The 15,159-nt window shown below is 69.1% G+C and carries 13 protein-coding genes; 2 read left to right on the forward strand and 11 right to left on the reverse strand.

Annotated elements, in window-relative coordinates; all coding sequences use genetic code 11:
* Nucleotides 1-2 precede the first annotated feature (2 nt).
* Genes ccmE through ccmC form a run of 3 tightly spaced genes read right to left on the reverse strand, consistent with a single transcriptional unit; the run spans nucleotide 3 to nucleotide 1,281 of the window.
* Nucleotides 3-437, reverse strand: a complete 435-nt coding sequence (ccmE, locus tag E5A74_RS07485; protein ID WP_135983615.1) for a cytochrome c maturation protein CcmE — start codon at nucleotides 435-437, stop codon at nucleotides 3-5.
* Entirely contained in the window at nucleotides 434-565 is a 132-nt protein-coding gene (gene ccmD, locus E5A74_RS07490) for a heme exporter protein CcmD (RefSeq protein ID WP_135983616.1), read from the reverse strand. The genes ccmE and ccmD overlap by 4 nt, the downstream gene beginning before the upstream one ends.
* Complete coding sequence (gene ccmC, locus E5A74_RS07495; RefSeq protein ID WP_206365793.1) at nucleotides 562-1,281, reverse strand: heme ABC transporter permease CcmC; 720 nt, start codon at nucleotides 1,279-1,281, stop codon at nucleotides 562-564. The genes ccmD and ccmC overlap by 4 nt, the downstream gene beginning before the upstream one ends.
* 225 nt (nucleotides 1,282-1,506) lie before the next feature.
* Between ccmC and E5A74_RS07500 the strand changes: the two genes are divergently transcribed.
* Complete coding sequence (locus E5A74_RS07500; RefSeq protein ID WP_135983617.1) at nucleotides 1,507-2,337, forward strand: alpha/beta fold hydrolase; 831 nt, start codon at nucleotides 1,507-1,509, stop codon at nucleotides 2,335-2,337.
* A gap of 162 nt (nucleotides 2,338-2,499) precedes the next feature.
* Here E5A74_RS07500 and E5A74_RS07505 read toward each other — a convergent pair whose 3' ends face one another.
* On the reverse strand, nucleotides 2,500-4,428 hold the full coding sequence (locus E5A74_RS07505) for a TonB-dependent siderophore receptor (protein ID WP_135983618.1): 1,929 nt from the start codon (nucleotides 4,426-4,428) through the stop codon (nucleotides 2,500-2,502).
* 140 nt (nucleotides 4,429-4,568) lie between these two features.
* Here E5A74_RS07505 and E5A74_RS07510 point away from each other — a divergent pair, with 140 nt between their 5' ends.
* Nucleotides 4,569-5,396, forward strand: a complete 828-nt coding sequence (locus tag E5A74_RS07510; protein ID WP_135983619.1) for a LytTR family DNA-binding domain-containing protein — start codon at nucleotides 4,569-4,571, stop codon at nucleotides 5,394-5,396.
* 10 nt (nucleotides 5,397-5,406) lie between these two features.
* Here the strand turns inward: E5A74_RS07510 and E5A74_RS07515 are convergent, their stop codons facing one another.
* The 7 genes from E5A74_RS07515 to E5A74_RS07545 form a co-directional block, all read right to left on the reverse strand.
* Nucleotides 5,407-5,931: a molybdenum cofactor guanylyltransferase gene (locus E5A74_RS07515; RefSeq protein WP_206365794.1), complete on the reverse strand. Its 525-nt coding sequence runs from the start codon at nucleotides 5,929-5,931 to the stop codon at nucleotides 5,407-5,409.
* Nucleotides 5,931-6,710 (reverse strand): uroporphyrinogen-III C-methyltransferase, encoded by a 780-nt coding sequence (gene cobA / locus E5A74_RS07520; RefSeq protein WP_135983621.1) that lies wholly within the window; start codon nucleotides 6,708-6,710, stop codon nucleotides 5,931-5,933. Before cobA ends, E5A74_RS07515 begins: the two co-directional genes overlap by 1 nt.
* Complete coding sequence (locus E5A74_RS07525; protein WP_135983622.1) at nucleotides 6,703-9,291, reverse strand: nitrate reductase; 2,589 nt, start codon at nucleotides 9,289-9,291, stop codon at nucleotides 6,703-6,705. The genes cobA and E5A74_RS07525 overlap by 8 nt, the downstream gene beginning before the upstream one ends.
* A 122-nt stretch (nucleotides 9,292-9,413) precedes the next feature.
* The gene (gene nirD / locus E5A74_RS07530) at nucleotides 9,414-9,752 is read right to left on the reverse strand and encodes a nitrite reductase small subunit NirD (RefSeq protein ID WP_206365795.1); all 339 of its coding nucleotides are present in this window, start codon (nucleotides 9,750-9,752) and stop codon (nucleotides 9,414-9,416) included.
* On the reverse strand, nucleotides 9,749-12,274 hold the full coding sequence (gene nirB, locus E5A74_RS07535) for a nitrite reductase large subunit NirB (RefSeq protein ID WP_135983623.1): 2,526 nt from the start codon (nucleotides 12,272-12,274) through the stop codon (nucleotides 9,749-9,751). Before nirB ends, nirD begins: the two co-directional genes overlap by 4 nt.
* Nucleotides 12,275-12,627: 353 nt before the next feature.
* A complete protein-coding gene (locus E5A74_RS07540) occupies nucleotides 12,628-13,827 on the reverse strand; it encodes an alginate export family protein (protein WP_135983624.1) in 1,200 nt (399 codons plus the stop codon).
* 48 nt (nucleotides 13,828-13,875) lie between these two features.
* Complete coding sequence (locus tag E5A74_RS07545; protein WP_135983768.1) at nucleotides 13,876-15,129, reverse strand: nitrate/nitrite transporter; 1,254 nt, start codon at nucleotides 15,127-15,129, stop codon at nucleotides 13,876-13,878.
* Nucleotides 15,130-15,159 lie beyond the last annotated feature (30 nt).

The raw sequence follows: 15,159 nt of genomic DNA on the forward strand, positions 1-15,159 counted from the left end.
CATCATTTGTCGAGCGTCTCGCTCTTGTGCATGTTCCCCGCGACCTGCGGCGGCATGTAGCGCTCGTCATGCTTGGCGAGCAGATTGTCGGCGGTGAAGCTGCCGTCGGGGTTGAACTTGCCTTCGGCGACCACGCCCGAACCTTCCTTGAACAGATCGGGCGCGACGCCGCGGAACGCCACCGGCACCCGCGCCTTGCCGTCGGTCACCACAAAGGCGATCGAGAGCCCGTCGGGCTGGCGCGCGATCGAGCCCTGCTCGACCATCCCGCCCAGCCGCACCGCCTTGCCGAGCGGCAGCGGCTTCCCGGCGACGTCGCCCGGCGCGTAGAAGAACGCCGCTTCGTCCCGCAGCGCCGACAGCGCGAGGCCCGATGCACCGAGCACGGCGCCGAGCGCGAGCAATCCCAATACCAGCCGCTGATGCTTGGGCTTCATGCGTCGCGCCTCAGCGAGTCCGCCGCCACCTCGGCCCGGCGCATCGAGCGCCACGCCCACAGCGCCAGCCCGCCGGTGCCCGCCAGCGTCACGGCATAGGCCGCCCCCACGAACGCCCAATGGTTCATCGCGCCGCCATCCGCCGCAACCGCGCCTCGACCTTCTGCGTCGCGAGCATCGCCCGCATCCGCATCAGCACCACCCCGGCGAACAGCAAGGTGAACCCGCCGATCGTGAAGAAGAGCGGCCACAGCATCGAACCATCGATGCTCGAGCTGGTCAGCCCGATGCTCTGCCCCTGGTGGAGCGTGTTCCACCACACCACCGAATAGCGCACGATCGGCAGCAGCACCGATCCCGCCACGCCGAACAGCGCCGGCACGCGCCCGTCGCCGCCGCGATCGCTATCGGCGCGGGCGAGCGCGATGTACGCGATGTATACGAAGAACAGCAGCAGCATGCTGGTCAGCCGCCCGTCCCATTCCCACCAGGTCCCCCAGGTCGGGCGCCCCCAGATCGAGCCGGTAATCAGGCAGAGCGCGGCAAATACCGCCCCCGCCGGCGCGATCGATCGCGCGGCGATGTGCGCGAGCGGATGCCGCCAGATCAGATAGCCGAGGCTCGCCCCCGCCACGCCGGTCCATCCCCCCATCCCCAGCCATGCCGCAGGGACATGGATGTAAAGAATGCGCACGCTCTCCTTCTGGAGATAGTCGGCCGGCGTCTGGGTCAGCCCCGCCCAGGCGCCGAACAGCGCCAGCGCCACCCCGGCCCAGAACAGGACCGGCGTCAGCGGGCGCGCGAGCTTCAGGAAGCGCGTGGGGTTGGCGAGTGCGTGGATCACGATGCTTGTTCGAGCCAATAGCGGGGTTCGGGCGCGGAATCTACGCCGGGTTGAGCCTTGGCAACGCTCGGTTGCCGGTTTTGCGCTTGTGCGCCGTCATCGCTGTCATCATGGTTTCGTCACGGGACCGTAAGGACATGGCGCGACCGCATTCCCGGGAGAGAATGCGTACGCGGACAGACGCCGGCCTTCCCCCGGTGCATCACTTTCACAAGGACCAGGGCCATGCCTTTCATCACCACCAGCGACGGCACCGAGATCTTCTACAAGGATTGGGGTCCCAAGACCGCCCAAGCGATCGTCTTCCATCATGGCTGGCCGCTCTCGGCGGACGATTGGGACACGCAGATGTTCTTCTTCCTCGAGCATGGCTACCGCGTCATCGCGCACGACCGTCGCGGGCATGGCCGCTCGACCCAGACCGACACCGGCAACGAGATGGACACCTATGCCGCCGATGTGATCGCGCTCGCCGCGGCGCTCGACCTCAAGGACGCGATCCATGTCGGCCATTCGACCGGCGGTGGCGAGGTCGCCCATTATGTCGCCCGCGCCGAGGCTGGCCGCGTTTCCAAGGCCGTACTGATCGGCGCGGTCCCGCCGGTCATGCTCAAGTCCGAAGCGAATCCCGGCGGCCTGCCGATCGAGGTGTTCGACGGCATCCGCGCCGGCGTCGCCAACAATCGTTCGCAATTCTACATCGATCTGCCGACCGGCCCCTTCTACGGCTACAACCGCGAGGGCGCCGAGGTGAAGCAGGGCATCATCGACAATTGGTGGCGCCAGGGCATGATGGGCGGGATCAAGGCGCATTATGATTGCGTCAAAGCCTTTTCGGAGACCGACTTCACCGAAGATCTCAAGAAGATCGACGTGCCCGTGCTGCTCCTCCACGGCGAGGACGACCAGATCGTTCCGATCGCGGACGCGGCGCTGATCGGGATCAAGCTGCTCAAGCACGGCTCGATCAAGACCTATCCGGGCCTGCCCCACGGCATGGCGACCACCCATGCCGATATCATCAACGCCGATCTGCTCGCGTTCATCCGCAGCTGAGCGCTTTCCTGAAATCCTCCCTCGCGCAAGCGGGGGAGGTGGCGCCGAAGGCGACGGAGGGGGCATCTCCACAGGCGAGACGGCCCGCGGAGATGCCCCCTCCACCAGCCTGCGGCCGATCCCCCTCCCCCGCTACGCGAGGGAGGAATTGCAGCGCTTCCCCTAAATCTCCCCCGTCACCGTCAGCGTGACCACGCGCTTGCCATTGGGCGTGAACAGCCCGGCATTGCTGGCATTCCACACGAACTTGTCGAGCAGATTGGTCACGCGCGCGCGCACGGTCAGCGGCTGGCCCTCGACTTCGAAGCGCTGGCGCAGCCCGGCGTGGAAGATCGCGTAGCTGGGCAGCGTCGCGCTATTCTCGCGATTGGCATAGCGTTGCCCACGGAAATTGACGCCGCCGTCGATCGCCAGTCCCTCGACGCCGGGAACGCGCCAGGTGAGATTGGCGAGCGCGATCGCTTCGGGCCGGCCGATCGGATGCGATCCGATCACGCCGGCATCGACCAGTTCGCCGCCGATCTGCGCATCGAGCAACGTCGCCCCCAGCACCGCGCTCAGCCGCCCGGTGATCGGCCCCGCCAGCGACAGCTCGACGCCGCGATGCCGCACCTCGCCGACGAACCCGTAAACCCCATTGGCGTCGAGCCCCGGCAGCGGCTTGGACAGATCGAACAGCCCCGCGATCAAGGTCGGCCCGCCCGGGATGCGGTATTTGAGTCCCAGCTCGGCCTGGCGCGACAGCGCCGCGGGCAGCACCGCGCCACGATTGGCCGCATTGCCGGGCGCCACACCCGCCTCCTCGAGCCCGCGCGCATAGCTGGCGAACACGGTGAGATCGGGCGTGATCGCGCCGGTGATCGCCGCGCTGTAGAGCCAGGGCCGCGTCGTCTCGCGAGTCTCGCTGCCGTCGAGCGCACGCACCGTCTTGGTATAGTGTGCGCGCTGGACATCGGCGCGCAGCTCGGCCGCGCTGCCGATCGACAGCCGATAGCCGACTCCGCCCGCCCATTGCCCGACCGTGTCGCGCTTGCGGCGCGGATCGATCTCGAATCCGGGCTTGGGGATCGCCACCGGCGCGTCGACATCGGCGAACCGCACCAGCGGCAACGCGGTCCCCGGCCCCATCGACGCGAGGCTGTCGCGCCGCCGCACCATCGCGATCACGCCGGTGGCGAAGCTCTTCGCCGCGGTCACTTCGCCCGAAAGCGAGCGGAACCGCTCGTTGCCGAATGCCTGCGCGCTTTCCTCGACCGGGCCGCCGCCCGCGGGAAAGCGGATCAGGTTGAAATAGGTCCGTTGGTCATGGACGCGTGACAGGAACGCCGAGGCGCCGAACGCCCATCCGCGCCCCGCGTCGACATCGGCGATCAGCCCGGCCTGCGTCGTCTCGGTGCGCTGCTCCATCCATGGCTGCGAGCGCTCGGGTCCACGCACCACCTCGGGCGGCGGCGTTCCGTCGGTCGTGGCGAACACGGTGTCGCCGCCGCGCTCGAACCAGGTCCGCCCGTACATGCCGGTGAGCTTGACGCCGGGCAGCGGCGACCAGCGCGGCACGATGCCGGCCGCGAAGAAATCGCCCCCGGTGCCGTCGGTATAGTCCTGCAGCGGGTTGGCCTGAATGCTGCCCACCAGCCCGAGATCGCCATCCGCCGAAGCGGTGGTGACGCGCGCGGAAAGCACCGGGCCGCTGCCGCCCCACCACCCCGTCTCGACGCGCGCGCGGGTTCCCGGTGCGACATCGGGCAGATCATATTGCACCACGCCGGAGGGTGCGGCGAAATCGGTGCGCAAGCCATTGGCCCCGACGCGGATCGCGGTGCCATCGATCAAGGTCAGCGGCAAGCCGATGGCGCGGACGAAATAATGGTCCTCGATCCGGTAATTGCCCGCGCTCTGCAGGTCGAAACCGCGCACCTCGCTCTCGCTGTAGAGCCCGACATCTTCGATCCCCACGCGCCGGCCGAACGCATCGTCGGCGGCGCGGACGACGTCGCGGCCCTGCGGCACGGGCGCCGGGACGGGTTGCGCCTGCTGGGCCCAGGCCTCGGGAGTGGCGAGCAGCGACAGACAACATAGGGAAATACGCATCGACTATGGTCCTTTCGTTCGCCCCTCGGGTTGCTCGAATCCCGCAGCCGCGCATGCTTCGGGAGCGGATTGGGACGAACGTCACGTCCGCGTGACGAACGGCCGTTCGCGCGCGCGTACGGGTGCGCTATCCTGCGGGCATGGCGACGAGGCCCCGCGAGTCGATTTCGGACCTGAGCATCTCCGGCAGCGGTGCCGCGGTGCTGGCCGCGCTCGCCTTTCTGCTCGGCTATGGCCTGCGCGGCGGCGACACCGTTCCCGCGCCCCGACCGGCCGCGGCGAACCCCGAGAATGATTTCACCGTCGCGCTGGTCTGGGGCGCGCTGATCACGCTCGGCTGGGTGTTCCGCGATCGGCTGCGCGAAGCGATGCTGGCGCCGCAGCGCTCGCGGTTGCTTCTCGTCGCGCTCGCCTTCGTGCCGGTGGCGATCGCCGACGCGCTGTCGACCCAGATCCTCGCCGCGCCGATCGACCCGGGCTGCGCGCTGCCGCCGGTGTCGCCCTTTGCCGGTTTCCTGCCGCGAGTCGCGATCCTCGGCACCACGATGTTGCTGGTCCTGCTCGCCTGGGAGCAGCATCTCGCGACGAAACCGCGGCCCGCGCTGCACTTCGACGTGCCGGCGCCGCTGCCAACGCCCGCGGCGCCCGGCGATTGGCTCGATTTCCCCGAAGCGCCCCTGCTCCGTGTCCGCGCCGACGATGTCGTGCTGATCCGCTCGGCGGGCAATTACAGCGAGATCGTCGCGCATGGTCGCGCGCATCTGGTCCGTGCCACGCTCAGCGAGCTTGCCGATCGCCTCGCCCCGATGGGGTTCGTCCGCGTCCACCGCCAGACCGTGATCAACGCGCGGGGCGTCCGTCAGGTCTGCCGCGACGGCGCCGGCCGGGCGCTGATCCACCTCGCCTGCGGCGCCGCCATCCCGGTCGGCCGCCGCTACCTCACCGCGATCGACACGCTGACGCGATAGCGCCGCCGGATCAGGCCGCCAGCGCGCCCAAATCGGCGCGCGTGTTGATGTTGACGAGCCCGAGATGTGCATCCGCCATGCGAACCGCTCCCGCGCGCGCGATCCAGCTTCCGATCGCGCGATGCCCCGCAGCCAGCTGCGCCTCGAGCGCCGGGGCGAGCAAGGTCGGCCAGAAACCGATCGCATGCTGCGAGGCCAGCACCCGCGGCCCCGCGCCTTCAAGCATCGCGCGCAAATCGCCGGGCAGCGGATGCACGTCGAGCGGAATGCACAGCACCGCGTCGAACCCCGCCGCGGCGCCATGGTGGAGCGCCGCGTTGAGACCACCGAGCGGCCCCGCATCGGCCACCGGCCGGTCGGGCAGCGCCGCCAGGCCGCGCCATTCACGCCCGCAGATCACCAGCCCCTCGGTCTGCGCGCGCAAGGCGTCGACGGCGCGATCGATCAGGCAGCGCGGTCCATAATGCGCCAGCGCCTTGTCGCTGCCGAAGCGCCGCGACTTGCCGCCCGCGAGCACCGCACCGAGCACGCGCATCACCGGTCCGCCTTCGCCGCCGCGCGTGCGACGAGCGCCATCTCCTCCTGCCGCACGGCCTCGCCGATGAGGATCAGCGTCGGCTTGCCCTCGGTCACCGCCTGCACCGCGAGCGGCAGCAGGTCGAGCCGCGTGCGCAGGCAGCGCTCGCTCGCAAGGCTCACGTCGCAGGCGACCAGCACCGGCGTCTTCGGATCGAGACCGTGCGCGATCAGGTTGCGGCTGATGTCGGCGGCCGCCGATCGGCCCATATAGAAAGCGGTGGTGCACGCCGGATCGGCCAGCGCCGCCCAGTCGAGGTCGAGCGCCTCGCCGGCGCGCGCGTGCGCGGTGACGAACTGCACCCGCCGCGCCAGCCCGCGCAGCGAGAGCGAGATCCCGGCCGAGGCCGCCGCCGCGCTCGCGGCGGTGACCCCCGGGCAGATCCGCGCGCGCACGCCGATCTCGGCCAGTGCCGTGACTTCCTCCATCGAACGCCCGAACATCGACGGATCGCCGCCCTTAAGCCGCACCACGCGCTCGCCGGCCAGCGCCGCCTCGACGAGCAGCGCATCGATCGTGCCCTGATCTTTCGAATGCCGCCCCGAACGCTTGCCCACCGGTACTTGCCGGACATGGTCGGGGATTAGCGCCAGCACCCCCTCGCCGACCAGCGCGTCGTAGAATACCACGCTGGCCGCGCGCAGCAGCCGTTCGGCCTTGCGGGTCAGCAGATCGGGGTCGCCGGGGCCGGCGCCGACCAGCCAGACTTCGCCCGGGAGAATCGCTTCGTCAGCCATTGACCGCACTCCTGCTCTCTTCGATCAGCCGGCGGATCGCCGGGCGGCACGAGCCGCAATTGGTGCCGGCCGACAGCGCCGCGCCGACTGCCTCGACGCTGGTCAGCTGCTGCGATGCCACCGCCTGGACGATCGTCTTGAGCCCGACATCGAAGCACAGGCAGACGATCGGCCCGCGATCCTCGCGCGCGCCCGGCGGCGCGCCGGCGAGCACCGCCGGCCCCGCCGCCTCGCCGATCTGGGCGATCAGCCAGTCGCGCGACGGCAGCAGCCCTTCGCGGGTGACGAACAGCGCCGCCGCGAGCTTGCCGTCCTGCAGCACCGCGACGCGCCGCGATCCGCGCGCGCGGTCGAACGCCTCGACGCGCTCGCCCTTGGGCAGCAGTGCATCGAGCTGGCCGGGCTCGCCTTCGCCGGCGAGCTCGTAGAGCACGCCGCCCGGCACGCGCACCCGCGTCGCCCACAGGCAGTCGGGCCGCTTCGCCTCGCCGGTGGCGAGCAGGAAGCCGCGCCAGCCCAGCGCGACCGGGGCGATCGCCGCCGGCGTCGCCTTGAACCCCGGCTGGCCCGAATGCGGATCGACCAGCGGCCGCGGCAGCAGTCCGGTGCGTCCGCCGGTCGCTTGCTGGTCGGTCCAGTGGATCGGCGTGAACAGCTCGCCGCGGCGCTGGCCGGTGCTGAAGGTGACACGGAACACGCTTTCGCCCTGCGGCGTCGATACGCGTGCCAGTCCGCGGTCAGTCAGCCCCAGTTCGGCGGCGTCGTCGGGATGCACCTCGACCAGCGGCTCGTCGCGATGCCGGGCGAGTTTGGGGCTCAGCCCGGTGCGCGTCATCGTGTGCCAATGGTCGCGATACCGCCCGGTATTCAACGTCATCGGCCATTTGGGCAGCGGCTCGTGCAGCGGCCCCTGCTGGACGGGCACCAGCCGCGCCTTGCCGTCGGGCGTCGGAAAGCGCCCCTCGGCAAAGGGCTCGCCGCCCCAGCGGAACGGCGCCAACTTGTCGTACGCTTCGTTGCCGATCGCCGCCTGGCCGGGGAGCGCGAACAGCCGCGCGCCGTCGTTCTGATAGGTCGAGAGCCGGGCATGTTCGCGGAAGATCTCGGCCGGCCGGTCATAGGCGAACGCCGTCCGCCACCCCATCCGCCGCGCAACGTTCGCAACGATCCACCAGTCGGGCATCGCCTCGCCCGGCAAGTCGAGCAGCGCGCGCTGCCGGCTGACCCGCCGCTCCGAATTGGTGACCGTCCCGTCCTTCTCTCCCCACGCGGCGGCGGGAAGCCGGACATGCGCGAACTTGCTGGTATCGGTCTCGGCGATCACGTCCGAGACGACGACGAACGGGCACGCCGCCAGCGCCTCGCGCACCCGCCCGGCATCGGGCATCGACACCGCGGGGTTGGTCGCCATCACCCACAATGCCTTGATCCGCCCCTCGCCGACCGCGCGGAACAGGTCGACGGCCTTGAGCCCCGGCTTGCACGCCATGTTCGGCGCCGCCCAGAAGCGCTCGACCCGCGCGACATTGTCGGCCGCGAAGTCCATATGCGCCGCCAGCGTCGAGGCGAGCCCGCCCACCTCGCGGCCGCCCATCGCATTGGGCTGGCCGGTGATCGAGAAGGGCGCCGCGCCCTTCTTGCCGATCCGTCCGGTGGCGAGGTGGACATTGACGATCGCATTGACCTGATCGGTGCCGCGCAGCGCCTGGTTCACGCCCTGGCTGAACAGAGTGACGGTGCGCGGGTGCGCGGCGAACAATTCGAAGAAGCGCCTGAGGTCGGCGGGCGGCAAATCGCATGCCTTCGCCACCGACCACAGGTCGCTTCCCTCTCCAACCTTGTCCCAGAAATCCTCGGGCACGCTGACGCTGCGGGCGAGGAAGCTTTCGTCGATCAGCCCGTTGGTGCGGCAATGCGCGAGCAGGCCGTTCATCAGCGCGACGTCGCTGCCCGGACGGATCGGCAGATGCAGATCGGCCTCGTCGGCGGTCTCGGTGCGGCGCGGGTCGATCACCACCAGCTTGGCGCCCGCGTCGCAGCGCGCACGGATGCGCTGATAGACCACCGGATGACACCAGGCGGTGTTCGAGCCGACCAGCACGAACAGGTCCGCCGAATCGAGATCCTCGTAGCTCGCCGGCACCACGTCCTCGCCGAACGCGCGATTGTGCCCGGCCACCGCGCTCGACATGCACAGCCGCGAATTGGTGTCGATGTTCGCCGATCCGATGAACCCCTTCATCAGCTTGTTGGCGACATAGTAATCCTCGGTGAGCAGCTGGCCCGAGACATAGAAGGCGACGCTGTCGGGCCCATGCTCGGCGATGGTCTGGCGAAAGCGCTTCGCCACCAGATCGAGCGCCTTGTCCCAGCTCGCCCGCTTCTTGCCGATCATCGGATGGAGCAGCCGCCCCTCGAGCCCGACCGTCTCGCCGAGATGCGTGCCCTTCGAGCACAGCCGGCCGTGATTGGCGGGATGCTCGGGATCGCCCTTGATCGCGACCGATCGCTCGCCGGTGCGCGTCGCGAGGATGCCGCAGCCGACACCGCAATAGGCGCAGGTGGTGCGGACGGCGTCCATCTAGCCCCTCCCCTTCAGGGGAACGGTCGGGGTGGGGCAGTCACCGCAAGTGGGGATCCCGGTGAGACCTCCCCCACCCCCGTCTCCTCCCCTGAAGGGGAAGGGCCTATGCCGTCCTATCTTCACGCCGCCGCCTTCAGCGCGCCCGCGCGGCAGATCAGCACGCGGCCGCCATTGACCTTGACCGGGATCACCGGCGTGCAGCCCTTGTCGTTGCCCTGCGCCTCGCCGGTCTTGAGCGCGATGTTCCAATTGTGCAGCGGGCAGGCGACGCTGTGGCCGTGGACGATGCCCTGGCTCAGCGGGCCGCCCTTGTGCGGGCATTTGTTGACCAGCGCGAACACCTGATTGTCGCCGGTGCGGAACACCGCGATCTCCTCGCCGCCGTCGACGGGAACGGTGCGGCTGCCGCGTACCGGGATCTCGTGCAGCCAGCCGATATCGAGCCATTCGCCGATCATGCGATCACCTCCAGACGGGGTTTGAATGCAGCCATGTGCGCGTGCTGCTCGCGCTCCTGCCCGGCCGCGCGTTCGGCCCAGGGATCGTCCTGGCTGAAGCTCTGCGAATACCAGAAGCGCGCGGCGAGCGTGTCGCGGCCCGCTTCGTCCTCGACGATGCGATCCTTGACATATTGGAGGCCGATCCGCTCGATCCACGGCGCGGTGCGCTCGAGATAGCGCGCTTCCTCGCGGTAGAGCTGAACGAAGGCGGCGGCATAGTGCATCGCCTCTTCCTCGCTGCTCACCTTCACCAGCAGATCGGTCGCGCGGACATGGATGCCGCCATTGCCGCCGATATGGAGCTCGTAGCCCGAGTCGACGCAGACCACGCCGAAATCCTTGATCGTCGCCTCGGCGCAGTTCCTCGGGCAACCCGAGACCGCCATCTTGAACTTGTGCGGCATCCAGCTGCCCCAGAAGCCGCGCTCGAGCTTGACGCCCAGCCCGGTCGAGTCCTGCGTGCCGAAGCGGCACCATTCGGAGCCCACGCACGTCTTCACCGTGCGCAGCGCCTTGCCATAGGCATGCCCCGAAACCATCCCTGCGGCGTTGAGATCGGCCCAGACCGCGGGCAGGTCCTCCTTCCTGATCCCGAAGATGTCGAGCCGCTGGCCGCCGGTCACCTTGACCATCGGCGCGTCGTACTTCTCGACGACGTCGGCGATCGCGCGCAGCTCCTGCGGGGTGGTGATCCCGCCCCACATCCGCGGGACCACCGAATAGGTGCCGTCCTTCTGGATGTTGGCATGCATGCGCTCGTTGACGAAGCGGCTCTGCTGGTCGTCCTGATAGTCGCCGGGCAGCGCGCAGAGCAGATAGTAGTTGAGCGCGGGGCGGCAGCTCGAACAGCCGTCGGGCGTCGACCAGTGCAGCTTCTGCATCACTTCGGGGATCGACTTCATCCCCTGCGCGACGATCTCGCGGCGGACATCGTCATGGCCGAAGCTCGTGCATTTGCACATCGTCTTCGGGCCCGCCTGGACCTCGTCGCCGAGGGTCAGCGCGAGCAGGTTCTCGACCAGCCCGGTGCACGAGCCGCAGCTTGCCGAGGCCTTGCAGCCCCCGCGCACCGCGTCGAGGCTGCACGCGCCCTTCTCGATGCAGGCGACCACCTGTCCCTTGGTCACGCCGTTGCAGCCGCAGATCTCGGCATCGTCCGAGAGCGCCGCAACGGCCGCCTTAGGGTCCGCGGCGCCTCCTCCCGAGGCGAAGGCCTGGCCGAAGATCAGCACGTCGCGCAGTTGCGAGACGTCCTCCTGCTTCTTGAGCAGATCGAAATACCAGCTGCCGTCGCCGGTATCGCCATAGAGCACTGCGCCGACGATGCGGTCGTCCTTGACCACCACGCGCTTGTAGACCCCACGGCTGGCGTCGCGCAGGACGATGTCCTCGGCGCCGTCGCCGCCCGAGAAGTCGCCCGCCGAGAAGACGTCGATCCCCGAGACCTTGAGCTTGGTCGACGTGACAGAGCCCTTGTAGCCGGTGTGGCGCTCGACCAGCCCGTCGGCGAGCGCGCGGCACATCTCCCACAGCGGCGCGACGAGGCCATAGACCTGCCCGTCATGCTCGACGCATTCGCCGACCGCGAGGACATTGGCGTCGCTGGTCACCATGTGATCGTCGACCTGGATGCCGCGGCCGACGGCGAGCCCGGCCTCGCGGGCCAGCGCGGTGCTCGGGCGGATGCCCACTGCCATCACCACGAGGCTCGCCGGGATCACCCGGCCGTCCTTGAGCTTGACCCCCTCGACCGCGTCGGTGCCGAGGATCTCGGCGGTGTCGGCGCCGGTCAGGATCGTCTGCCCGCGCGCTTCGAGTGCCGATTTGAGCAGCCAGCCCGCCGCCTCGTCGAGCTGGCGCTCCATCAAGGTCGGCATCAGATGGAGCACGGTGACCTTCATGCCGCGCAGGCTGAGCCCGTGCGCCGCCTCGAGCCCGAGCAGACCGCCGCCGATCACCACCGCCTCGCCGCCGCCCTGGGCCTTCCCGGCTTCGGCCGCGGCGAGCATCGCGTCGACGTCGCTCATGTCGCGGAAGCTGATCACCCCGGGCAGGTCCTTGCCCGGCACCGGGATGATGAACGGATCCGAGCCGGTCGCGATCAGCAGCTTGTCATAGCCGAGGCTGCGGCCGCTCCGCGACGTCACCGTCCGGCCCGCGCGGTCGATCGCGGTCACCGGATCGCTGGCGATCAGCTCGATGCCATTGTCGCGATACCATTCGAGCCCGTTGATCACGATCTCGTCGAAGCTCTTCTCGCCGGCGAGCACCGGGGAGAGCATGATCCGGTTGTAGTTCACATGCGGCTCGGCGCCGAAGATCGTCACCCGGTAGCGATCGGGATCGCGCGCCAGCAATTCCTCTACCGCGCGGCACCCCGCCATGCCGTTGCCGACCACCACGAGGTGCTCGCGGCGCGCGGGCACATCGGGTGCCCCTTCCGCCGCCTCGCCGGTCCAGCCATCTCCAACAAGCTCCATGCGCAAGCTCCAAACGCGAAAAGGCCGCCATGCGGGCCGCTGGAGAAATCCAGCGCCTGCATGGCGGCCTTGCCAATTCACCCTGACCGGCGGTCTGCCGATCGATGCACCTCCGGTTCCCTACCCTGGGAGCGGCGGCTATGTCTCGTACGAACTACATTGCCCGTTCGTGTCCATGATGCTGATTCGGCGGGCGATGTTCAAGTGCGAATTTTGCATTGCAGCAAAATAGCTGCCGCTTCCCAAACGTCACCCCGGCCTTGCGCCGGGTTCCACCAGGCTCTTGGCTATGAGCTCTTGCTTCTCGATTGCCTCCCGGTGGATCCCGGCGCAAGGCCGGGATGACGGAGAGGCTATAGGTTCCAATCCAGCTGCAGCCAGAGCTTGCGCGTATCGGTGGCGAACCGGTCCGCGCTATAGTCCGCATAGCGCAGCGACACCGTCGTCTTGCCCAGCTTGCCGCTCGCCAGCAGATCGATCTCGTCGCCATAGTGCCGCACCAGCCGATCGCTCTCGAAGCGGTGATAGGCCGCCTGCAGGCTCACGCCGCTGAACGGGCCCAGCGCCTTCGTGCCCCAGCCGATGCTCCCGTAAAGGTCGCGCACGCCGTCGGGCGGCGTGGTCAGGAACTTGTCGGCCCACCCTTGGAACTTGAAGTTGGTGCCGAGCGGAAACTGGAACGATGTCAGCGCCGCCCCCGCGTCCGCGCCGAGCACCTCATAACCGCCGCCCAGCTTGAACCCCGAGACCTCGAGCCCCGCGTCGAGCAGATAATAGCCGGTGCGATAGTCGTTGGGATTGCCCCCATATTCCGACTGGCGGGCATAGCTGGCCTGGTACGAAAGCTTCGCCGCCGCCGAGAACTTCTGCGCGCCGGCAAGCCGCACGCCATAGCTCTGGCTCGATAGCCGATAGCCCTGCACCGACGCTTCGTCCTGATCGACCAGATAAGCGAAGCCGGTCAGCGTCCCCGCCGGCGACGCCCAGGACAGGTTGGCGAAGACATTGTCGCCGCCCACCGCCGCTTGCCGCGCGGCATTGCCCTCGACGCCCCAGATCGTCCGCGCGCTCCACGCATAGCTGACATCGGCCTTGAAGCCCTTCACCGGCGTCAGCTCGACCCGCACCGCGTCGAAGGTCTGGGCATTCTGCCGGAAGGCGACATTGCCGACGAAACGCTCGTCGTCGAGCGCGATCCGCTGGCGCCCCGCGGTCACCGCGACGCCCCTGGCCTTGTACTGAAGCTGCGCGCGGTACAGCGCGACATTCTCCGGATCCGCGACCAGCGGCCGCGTCGCGGCGCCGTGCAGCCCGTCATAATAATCGTCGACCACCGCCATCGTGCCCTGCGCCTCGATCAAGGCGGTCCACGGCCCGGTCGCGGCCTGCACCCCGGCGCGCACCCGCACCGTCAGCGCTTCGGCATCCTGCGCCAGTCCGTCCTGCTCGACATGCTCGTAGCGCAGACGCGCCTCGGCGAGCGGCTTGATCTCCTGGGCACAAGCGGGGCCCGCGACGGCCAGCCCGGCCGCCGTCAACAGCATCGATTTCATGAGGAATCCCCCGATGAAGGGGCGGACCCGCGGTCCGCCCCTGCCCGTTCAGATGCGCGCGCCGCTCGTCCAGCTTGCGCGCCAGCGGGTCTTGACGACGGTCAGCCCCGCCATCGCCACCAGCGCGAGCCCGGCGAAGATCAGGAACCCGGCCGAGAAGCTCCCCGTGAGTTGCTTGGCGAAGCCCAGCGACGAGGCGAGATAGAAGCCGCCGATTCCGCCGGCCATGCCGACCAGCCCGGTCATCACCCCGATCTCCACCTGGAAGCGCTGCGGCACGAGCTGGAACACCGAGCCGTTGCCGGTACCGAGCGCGAGCATCGCGACGACGAACAGCGCCAGCGCGCTGCCGACGCTCTGCGCCGCGCTCACCCCGGCCAGTGCCAGCGCCGCGACGACGAACACCACCGACAGCGCCTTCACCCCGCCGATCCGGTCGGCCAGCGCGCCGCCCAGCGGGCGCACCAGCGAGCCCGCGAACACGCAGGCCGCGGTGCAATAGCCGGCGGTGACGCTGGTCAGCCCGAAGCGATCGGTGAAGTAGATCGGCAACGACGCCGCCAGCCCGACGAAGCCGCCAAAGGTGACGGCGTAGAAGCCCATCAGCCACCACGCGTCCGCCACCTTGAGCGGCTGGAAATAGGCCGTCAGCTTCTTCGGCGCCGGCGCGTTGGGCGCGTCCTTCGCCATGATCATGTAGGCGACGAACACCAGCGCCAGCGGGATGCAGGCCAGCCCCAGCACCGCATTCCAGCCGAACAGCTTGGCGAGCGTCGGCGCGAACAAGGCCGCGAGCACGGTGCCCGAATTGCCCATCCCCGCGAGCCCCATCGCCTTGCCCTGATGCTCGGGCGGGTACCAGCGGCTGGCGAGCGGCAGCGCGATCGCGAAGCTCGCGCCGGCAAAGCCGAGGATCACCCCCAGCGCCAGCGTGCCGGCGAAGCTGTTCACGCCCATCACCCAAGCCGTGAACAACCCGGCGATCACGATCACCTGGCTGATCGCGCCGGCGCGCTTGGGGCCGATCCGGTCGACCAGCAACCCGTTGACGACACGCAGCAGCGCACCGGCCAGAGTGGGTGTCGCGACCATCAGCCCCTTCTGCGCGGCGGTGAGGTGCAGGGTCTTGGCGATCTCCGGGGCCAGCGGGCCGAGCAGCACCCAGACCATGAACGCCAGATCGAAATAGAGAAACGCCGCGATCAACGTCGGCGTATGGCCCGATTCCCAGAAGCTCGATTTCTGCCGTGGGATCGGATCCACATCCGCGCCGCCGCCGGCATAGTCGAAACCTTCGCGCATCAGTTCTGCAATCTTCATCGCTCGAACTCC

Source organism: Sphingomonas naasensis, assembly GCF_004792695.1.
GTDB classification, from domain to species: Bacteria; Pseudomonadota; Alphaproteobacteria; order Sphingomonadales; family Sphingomonadaceae; genus Sphingomonas; species Sphingomonas naasensis.

What these genes read in the sequence shown, in the direction of transcription:
- ccmE (WP_135983615.1), bottom strand. Translation starts at nt 437, where the DNA reads ATGAAGCCCAAGCATCAGCGGCTGGTATTGGGATTGCTCGCGCTCGGC.
- ccmD (WP_135983616.1), bottom strand. Translation starts at nt 565, where the DNA reads ATGAACCATTGGGCGTTCGTGGGGGCGGCCTATGCCGTGACGCTGGCG.
- E5A74_RS07500 (WP_135983617.1), top strand. Translation starts at nt 1,507, where the DNA reads ATGCCTTTCATCACCACCAGCGACGGCACCGAGATCTTCTACAAGGAT.
- E5A74_RS07505 (WP_135983618.1), bottom strand. Translation starts at nt 4,428, where the DNA reads ATGCGTATTTCCCTATGTTGTCTGTCGCTGCTCGCCACTCCCGAGGCC.
- E5A74_RS07510 (WP_135983619.1), top strand. Translation starts at nt 4,569, where the DNA reads ATGGCGACGAGGCCCCGCGAGTCGATTTCGGACCTGAGCATCTCCGGC.
- E5A74_RS07515 (WP_206365794.1), bottom strand. Translation starts at nt 5,931, where the DNA reads ATGCGCGTGCTCGGTGCGGTGCTCGCGGGCGGCAAGTCGCGGCGCTTC.
- cobA (WP_135983621.1), bottom strand. Translation starts at nt 6,710, where the DNA reads ATGGCTGACGAAGCGATTCTCCCGGGCGAAGTCTGGCTGGTCGGCGCC.
- E5A74_RS07525 (WP_135983622.1), bottom strand. Translation starts at nt 9,291, where the DNA reads ATGGACGCCGTCCGCACCACCTGCGCCTATTGCGGTGTCGGCTGCGGC.
- nirD (WP_206365795.1), bottom strand. Translation starts at nt 9,752, where the DNA reads ATGATCGGCGAATGGCTCGATATCGGCTGGCTGCACGAGATCCCGGTA.
- nirB (WP_135983623.1), bottom strand. Translation starts at nt 12,274, where the DNA reads ATGGAGCTTGTTGGAGATGGCTGGACCGGCGAGGCGGCGGAAGGGGCA.
- E5A74_RS07540 (WP_135983624.1), bottom strand. Translation starts at nt 13,827, where the DNA reads ATGAAATCGATGCTGTTGACGGCGGCCGGGCTGGCCGTCGCGGGCCCC.
- E5A74_RS07545 (WP_135983768.1), bottom strand. Translation starts at nt 15,129, where the DNA reads ATGCGCGAAGGTTTCGACTATGCCGGCGGCGGCGCGGATGTGGATCCG.